This window comes from Vibrio sp. 10N.222.48.A3, from assembly GCF_041475345.1.
Taxonomy (GTDB): domain Bacteria; phylum Pseudomonadota; class Gammaproteobacteria; order Enterobacterales; family Vibrionaceae; genus Vibrio; species Vibrio tasmaniensis_A.
Map to the genome: position 1 here is coordinate 1 of NZ_JBFRVX010000203.1, position 6,085 is coordinate 6,085.

Annotated in this window: 8 protein-coding genes; all 8 read right to left on the reverse strand. The window is 45.1% G+C overall.

The features are described from left to right. Window positions 1–241, reverse strand: a 241-nt coding sequence (locus AB4653_RS07190) for an STAS/SEC14 domain-containing protein (protein WP_372103686.1), incomplete at its 3' end; no start/stop codon positions are given. 113 nt (window positions 242–354) lie between these two features. Continuing rightward, window positions 355–951, reverse strand: a complete 597-nt coding sequence (locus tag AB4653_RS07195; protein WP_009846843.1) for a class I SAM-dependent methyltransferase — start codon at window positions 949–951, stop codon at window positions 355–357. Then, a complete protein-coding gene (locus AB4653_RS07200) occupies window positions 944–1,450 on the reverse strand; it encodes an HAD family hydrolase (protein ID WP_102258498.1) in 507 nt (168 codons plus the stop codon). Before AB4653_RS07200 ends, AB4653_RS07195 begins: the two co-directional genes overlap by 8 nt. 43 nt (window positions 1,451–1,493) lie before the next feature. Beyond that, window positions 1,494–1,994: a GNAT family N-acetyltransferase gene (locus AB4653_RS07205; protein ID WP_050634411.1), complete on the reverse strand. Its 501-nt coding sequence runs from the start codon at window positions 1,992–1,994 to the stop codon at window positions 1,494–1,496. 39 nt (window positions 1,995–2,033) lie between these two features. Then, complete coding sequence (locus AB4653_RS07210) at window positions 2,034–2,978, reverse strand: D-2-hydroxyacid dehydrogenase family protein (protein ID WP_102258499.1); 945 nt, start codon at window positions 2,976–2,978, stop codon at window positions 2,034–2,036. A gap of 95 nt (window positions 2,979–3,073) precedes the next feature. After that, window positions 3,074–3,538, reverse strand: coding sequence for an ASCH domain-containing protein (locus AB4653_RS07215; protein ID WP_102258500.1), 465 nt, complete (start codon window positions 3,536–3,538; stop codon window positions 3,074–3,076). Window positions 3,539–3,800: 262 nt separating this feature from the next. Beyond that, window positions 3,801–4,856 (reverse strand): glycerophosphodiester phosphodiesterase, encoded by a 1,056-nt coding sequence (glpQ, locus tag AB4653_RS07220; protein WP_102258501.1) that lies wholly within the window; start codon window positions 4,854–4,856, stop codon window positions 3,801–3,803. A 78-nt stretch (window positions 4,857–4,934) separates the two neighbouring features. Next, on the reverse strand, window positions 4,935–6,085 hold a 1,151-nt coding region (gene glpT, locus AB4653_RS07225), incomplete at its 5' end, for a glycerol-3-phosphate transporter (RefSeq protein WP_372103688.1).

Sequence of the window (6,085 nt, forward strand, 5' to 3'; positions counted from 1 at the left end):
TGAGCTCTAATCCCAGTTTGAAATCATCCCAAGCAGCACGCAACTCCCAACCCGTTAAGGTAGAGATGTCGACCAGCATCTTGAGTTTAGATGAATCGAGTTCTTCTAGCGTGGTATTTAAAATTGGCATCATTGCTTGATAGTCATCGTGTGTGAGTTTGCCTTTCGCTTTAAACACAACGATGGTTGCACCGCTAACACGTTCAATTCCAACCGATATTCCGTGACGTTCGATACTCATAACCTAGCCCTCATAGTGGAAACTAAAATTAGCTTAGAAGATTAAACAGCAAAGAGATGAGAGGCTTGCGTCAAAACGGACAGGCATCCAAACGAGTTTTAGTTACTGACCATTTAACGACGCTTAATCGCAACGACCGAGTAAGTGTGCCAATGTTTCATCCTACCTAATGAGGTGAGTGCTTGTTCGTCCCGTTCATTGAATCGTACTACCTCAAAACTCTTAAATAAACTTAAGACTTTGGCTTTCGTTAATGGGGTTGTTGGGGTTCGATAGCCATGTGCCCAACTGTCATCCACGCCCATGAAATCACCAGCAAACACGCCGCCTACTTCAAGGCTGTTTTCAATCCTTTGCCAAATTTCATCAAAACGGGTGGGGTCGGAAAAAAACAGACTCGAATTGGCAATCACTACGCCAGATTTCGGGTAATCATAATTTTCAAATCCACATTCAGATATATCGACCAAAGGCTTGCGACCAAATCTGTCTCGACATATAGCAATGGAATCAGGATTAATATCAAAACCATAGACTTGATAAGCTTGCTGCTCCAAAAAGGCGATGTCACTGCCTGTTCCACAACCACAATCAATCGCAACATTTAAGCCTGACTCATTCAGTTTGATTGCGAATTCAGTTCTCTTTAAATGAGGTTTGCTTAGTGCTTTTTGGTAATACTGACGCCAGATCTCTGAATGTTCACCCATGGCGCTTCTCCAACAGTCCACTTAGGCTTTGAACTTGCACGATACGTGGATGCTGTGACTTAAGTTCAACTCCTTCCGTGTTCAACCACACCGCTTTCAAACCCGCTTCAAGTGCTGGGTAAATGTCTTTCTCTAGAGTGTCGCCAACCATGGTGATGTCTTGTGGTACAACACCGAGCTTAGAAATAATGGCAGGATAGAACCCCGACTCGAACTTAGAAAAGCCAATGCTCGCCTTACAAAAGTAACCCAAGATAGATTGAGACAGGCCAACGCGCTCAAAGGCACGAATGATGTCGTCTTTACTGGAATCACCAGCATTGGTGGCAACGTAGACTTGATGATTTTTGGAGAGTTCAGCCAGTAATGCACGAGCACCACTCACTTCTTGTACCGTTTCCCAGTCACACATCTTCCCTTGTGCGTCTGGGAAATCGACCATCAGCGTATTGCCCCAGTCGAATAAGACTATTTCTGTTAATTCGATTAGCTTTGTCATCTTGCCTCCTGCATACGATGAATTATCTAATGTTCAAGCGAGCCTATAGAAACTTCTCGATAAGGATCTCGTCAAAGTACTGGTCGCCAATCTTACCGTGTTTCTTAGCCGTTCCGACAATTTCAAAACCTTGCTTAAGGTATACCGCTAACGCGCGCTCGTTGTCTGCTCTTACATAGGCGAACAGCTTTTCATAACCTTTGGCTTTGGCTGATTTGAATGTGTAGCCAAACAACTGCTTGGCAACGCCCTGCCCACGGCTATTTGCATCAACATAAGTGCCAATAATACCAACGTGGTCAAAGGCCTTAGTGTAACTAGCGAATGGTTCTACATTCTGAAAACCAAGCAACTGGCTTGTCGTCTCGTTGACTGCAACGCTAAATACACCGCACTCAGGGAACGACTCAATGAATGCCTTTTCTTCATCAACAGTAAAAGTCTGATCCAAGATCGTATAACGCGCTTCGATAATGATTGGATTCAATACATCAATAATGCCTTGTGCATCTTGTACCGCGACTTCTCTGATTGTTAAGCTCATACTTCTCTACCTTTTTATTGCTTTCGGCAAATTCTATCGCTATATGCCATCTCTTTGATAGGACAGAATGTTGTCGAAAGCGATATCGAAGTAGAGTTCGTAGCTATTTTGTTCAACATAGCCCAAATGTGGAGTCGCTGTGACGTTTGTTAAGGACAGTAGCGGTTCGGTGTCTGTTGTTACGGGCTCACAATCAAACACATCAATAGCGGCTGTTTTGGTCGGTACCTCGCGTAGTTCATGATACAGAGCCATCGGTTCGACTAACTCCGCGCGGCTGATGTTCACAAGCAGTGAGTTCGGCTTCATCAAGCTGAGGTCGTGTGCCGTAACACATCCTCTGGTCACATCATTCAAACGCAAATGCAAAGAAAGCACATCAACTTCTCGGAAGAAGTCTTGTTTGGTTGTTGCTGCTTCTAATCCATCCGCTTGTGCTTGATCACGTGAAGCTTGGCTGCCCCACACTACGACAGACATCCCAAATACTTGGGCATATTGTGCAATGCATTTTCCGATTTTTCCGTAACCCCAAATACCAAGCTTCAAGCCCTTCAAAGTTCGACCTAACCCTAACGAGCCTGAATCTTGCCACTGGTTTTGCTTAAGGTTTGACGCGTAAGTAGGAATGTGGCGCGATGCAGCCATAATCAACGCCCAGCATAATTCAGAGGGTGCGACTGGCGAGCCTCGGCCTTCTAACACGGTAACACCAAATCGTTCGCACATTTGCGGGTCGATATGGTTACTTACTTTGCCCGTCTGGCTAATCAGCTTGAGGTTTGGGAGCTGCGATAACAAAGATTCGGTGATCTCGGTTCTTTCACGAATGAGCACAATGGCTTCAAACGAGACTAACTTAATGGCGAGCTCTTGCTCTGAATAAGTCTGGGTAAATACCGTGACATCGTGTTGTTCGAGTTTGTTGAAGCAATCGAGGTCTTTAACGACGTTCTGGTAGTCATCCAATATCGCTATTTTCACATCACTCTCCTTGTGAATGTTAATCTTCTGGCGTTAGTCAAAAGCAGCCTAAGTGCCATGCCTAACGAATCAACACATCACTCGCTGGGACTTCACTATTGATAAACCACTTTGAAACGCTCCAACATAAGTAGCATGTCTTCACTTGGTGAGATCTTAAGCTCTTCACATTCGCGAGAGAAGAAGTTCCAGTGTGCTTCTCGCCACCATTCTAGTGTTTTGTCACCCTCGCCTTCAGCGGCAGCAAACTCAGCCGTCACTTCGTTGTATTTGCACAATAACACCGAGGTAATCTCTACAATGCAAACTGGTATGCCATCCCAATCAGTGACGACTTGCAAATGGCCCACGACAGGCATCGCTTCTCCTTCATGGCTATACCAATATTCAAGGCTACAAGATGCTTGCTTCTCACCTTTTAGTATCAGTTGCGCACAGAGGTTGGCGTTATATTCGTCGGCGCAGTAATAATCAGTACTAAAGGAGGTGTATTGTGAGGCAACGTCTGCTGGTAATGTGTTGAGGTAGCTCTCGAGATAAGCTTTGCTTCGTTCTTCCATGATTTTTCCAAATTCAATATAAGCTTCAGCCGATAAGTACTTATAGATTAAGCATCTGACTGCATTGAGAGTAACCTATCAAGTCGTGTTATTGCTGTAAACCGAGTGAATATCAAAATGTGGGCTGAGAAAGAAGAATATGGGTAGGATTTCGAGGCCAATACAAGAAGATCCCAAAAGTGAAAGAAGAGCCAAAAACACCTTTAGTGTGTGCTTTTAGCTCTGAATATCTCGTTAATAGTCGCTCGTAATTAGCAGGATATTAACGGTTCAAGAAGTCGACCGCTTTGTCTGGGAAGTCAGTAAACACACCATCGACTTTGACTTGGTTGTAGAAGACATCCAACATGCCATCAAAGTTATCAGCATAAGCTGGGATTCTTCCCGGATCAGCACGGAACGTGTACGGGTGAACATCTAAGCCCGCGTCTTTTGCTGACTTCATTAACGGTTTAATAATAATGTTATCTTTGGTTGATGCATCGTCCACCAACATTGGCTTCCAAGGGCCTATTCCTTCCGCATAAGTCGCCACTTTTTCCATGCCACCAGCTTCAAACATCCAGTCGTAACTGTACGGCGTTACTTTGTCACCTTGATACGTCATGGTTTCATTCCAATCTGTATAGGCCATCAACTGAACGAGCTTAAGATCCATTTCCATCGCAGGCATGAGTTCATCATTGATGCGTTGGAGTTCATTGGCGTCAAAACACTGCAAATACACTTTGTCGTCTTTTGATAGGTAACCATATTGATGCAAGGTCGCAAGCACAGCTTTGGAGATGTCTTTGCCTTCGTGACGATGGAACCAAGGTGCTTTAATTTCAGGATAGATGCCCACGTCATAACCTAAGGTCTTATTTAAGCCTTGGATCAGTTCGATTTCTTCTGCAAATGTAGCGACACGGAAATCAGACTGCCACATTGGGAAGCGCGTTGGGTACCCTGCCACTCTGTTGCCTTGTTCATCTAAGTTAAAGCCTTCGGTCACCTTTAATGACTTGATCTCGGCAAGCGTAAAATCAATCGCATAGTAACGGCCATCTGCTCGTGCACGGTCTGGAAAGCGGTCAGCAACATCAGTGACGCGATCTAAGTAATGATCATGCAAAACCACCAATTGGTCGTCTTTAGTCATCACTACATCTTGTTCGATGTAGTCGGGTTTCATCGCATAAGCGAGCGCTTTAGCGGGTAATGTGTGTTCAGGTAAATAACCAGAAGCGCCGCGATGCGCAATCACTAAAGGATCGGCGAACGTATTTGCAGATAAACTTAGGGCTAATAAGGTCAGAGACAGTGACGTTGTTTTCATTATTGTTTCCCTTGATAAAACAGAAGCTGGATATACCTGCCTCTGTTGTTATTAGTATGGTGTGGTTCAGCTAATAAACTACTGAGTTAGCGCTTCTTTTTCTCGTTCGAGATCTTTTTGCTTATGGTGCGCACGCTCACCGAGGAAGGCGTAAAGCAGACAAATTATTGAAGCAACACAAGCTCCGACCAAAATCATGAAGCCGCCATCCCAGCCGTAATGGTCAACCATGAAACCAAGCACCGCATTGGCAGCAACTGCGCCACCTAAGTAACCAAACAATCCAGTAAGACCTGCCGCCGTACCTGCCGCTTTCTTTGGTGCAAGTTCAAGTGCATACAAGCCGATTAGCATTACTGGACCATAAATAAGGAAGCCAATCGCAATCAGTGCCAACATATCAACCGTTGGGTTACCCGCAGGGTTCAACCAATACACCAACACTGCGACAGTTACGAGAACCATAAACAGGATCCCTGCTGGAGCGCGTCGACCTTTGAATAATTTATCTGAAATCCAACCACACAATAACGTGCCAGGAATACCTGCCCACTCATACAGGAAGTAGGCCCAAGAGGATTTATCTACAGAGAAGTCTTTCGCTTCTTTTAAGTAAACCGGAGCCCAATCGAGTACGCCATAACGGATAAGGTAAACAAACGCATTAGCAATCGCGATTGACCACAACAGCTTGTTAGAGAAAACGTACTTAAAGAAGATCTCTTTCGCCGTCATTTCTTTCTCATGAGACGTATCGTAGTCGTCTGGGTAATCATCTTTGTGTTCTTCAATCGGTGGTAAGCCGCAAGATTGAGGTGTATCTCTTACAGTAAACCAAACAAAGACAGCAACGAGAGTGGCAAAAAATGCAGGAACATAAAAAGCGGTTCGCCAATCGTCGTTAAAAGCCCACAGCCCCAACAAGAACATTGGGCCAATCAAACCGCCACCCACGTTGTGAGCAACGTTCCATACCGATACGATCTCACCACGTTCTTTTCGTGACCACCAGTGAACCATGGTTCGCCCACAAGCTGGCCAGCCCATGCCTTGAAACCAACCATTCAAGAACAGCAGGATAAACATCGCAGTGATGCTGCCTGTCGCCCATGGCATGAAGCCGAAGCAGAACATGACCAATGCCGACATTAACAAGCCACCGCTGAGAAAGTATCGGGGGTTAGAACGGTCAGAAACACTGCCCATTAAGAACTTAGATAAGCCGTAAG

Coding starts and splice junctions, on each gene's coding strand:
- AB4653_RS07195 (WP_009846843.1), bottom strand. CDS start 951: ATGGGTGAACATTCAGAGATCTGGCGTCAGTATTACCAAAAAGCACTA.
- AB4653_RS07200 (WP_102258498.1), bottom strand. CDS start 1,450: ATGACAAAGCTAATCGAATTAACAGAAATAGTCTTATTCGACTGGGGC.
- AB4653_RS07205 (WP_050634411.1), bottom strand. CDS start 1,994: ATGAGCTTAACAATCAGAGAAGTCGCGGTACAAGATGCACAAGGCATT.
- AB4653_RS07215 (WP_102258500.1), bottom strand. CDS start 3,538: ATGGAAGAACGAAGCAAAGCTTATCTCGAGAGCTACCTCAACACATTA.
- glpQ (WP_102258501.1), bottom strand. CDS start 4,856: ATGAAAACAACGTCACTGTCTCTGACCTTATTAGCCCTAAGTTTATCT.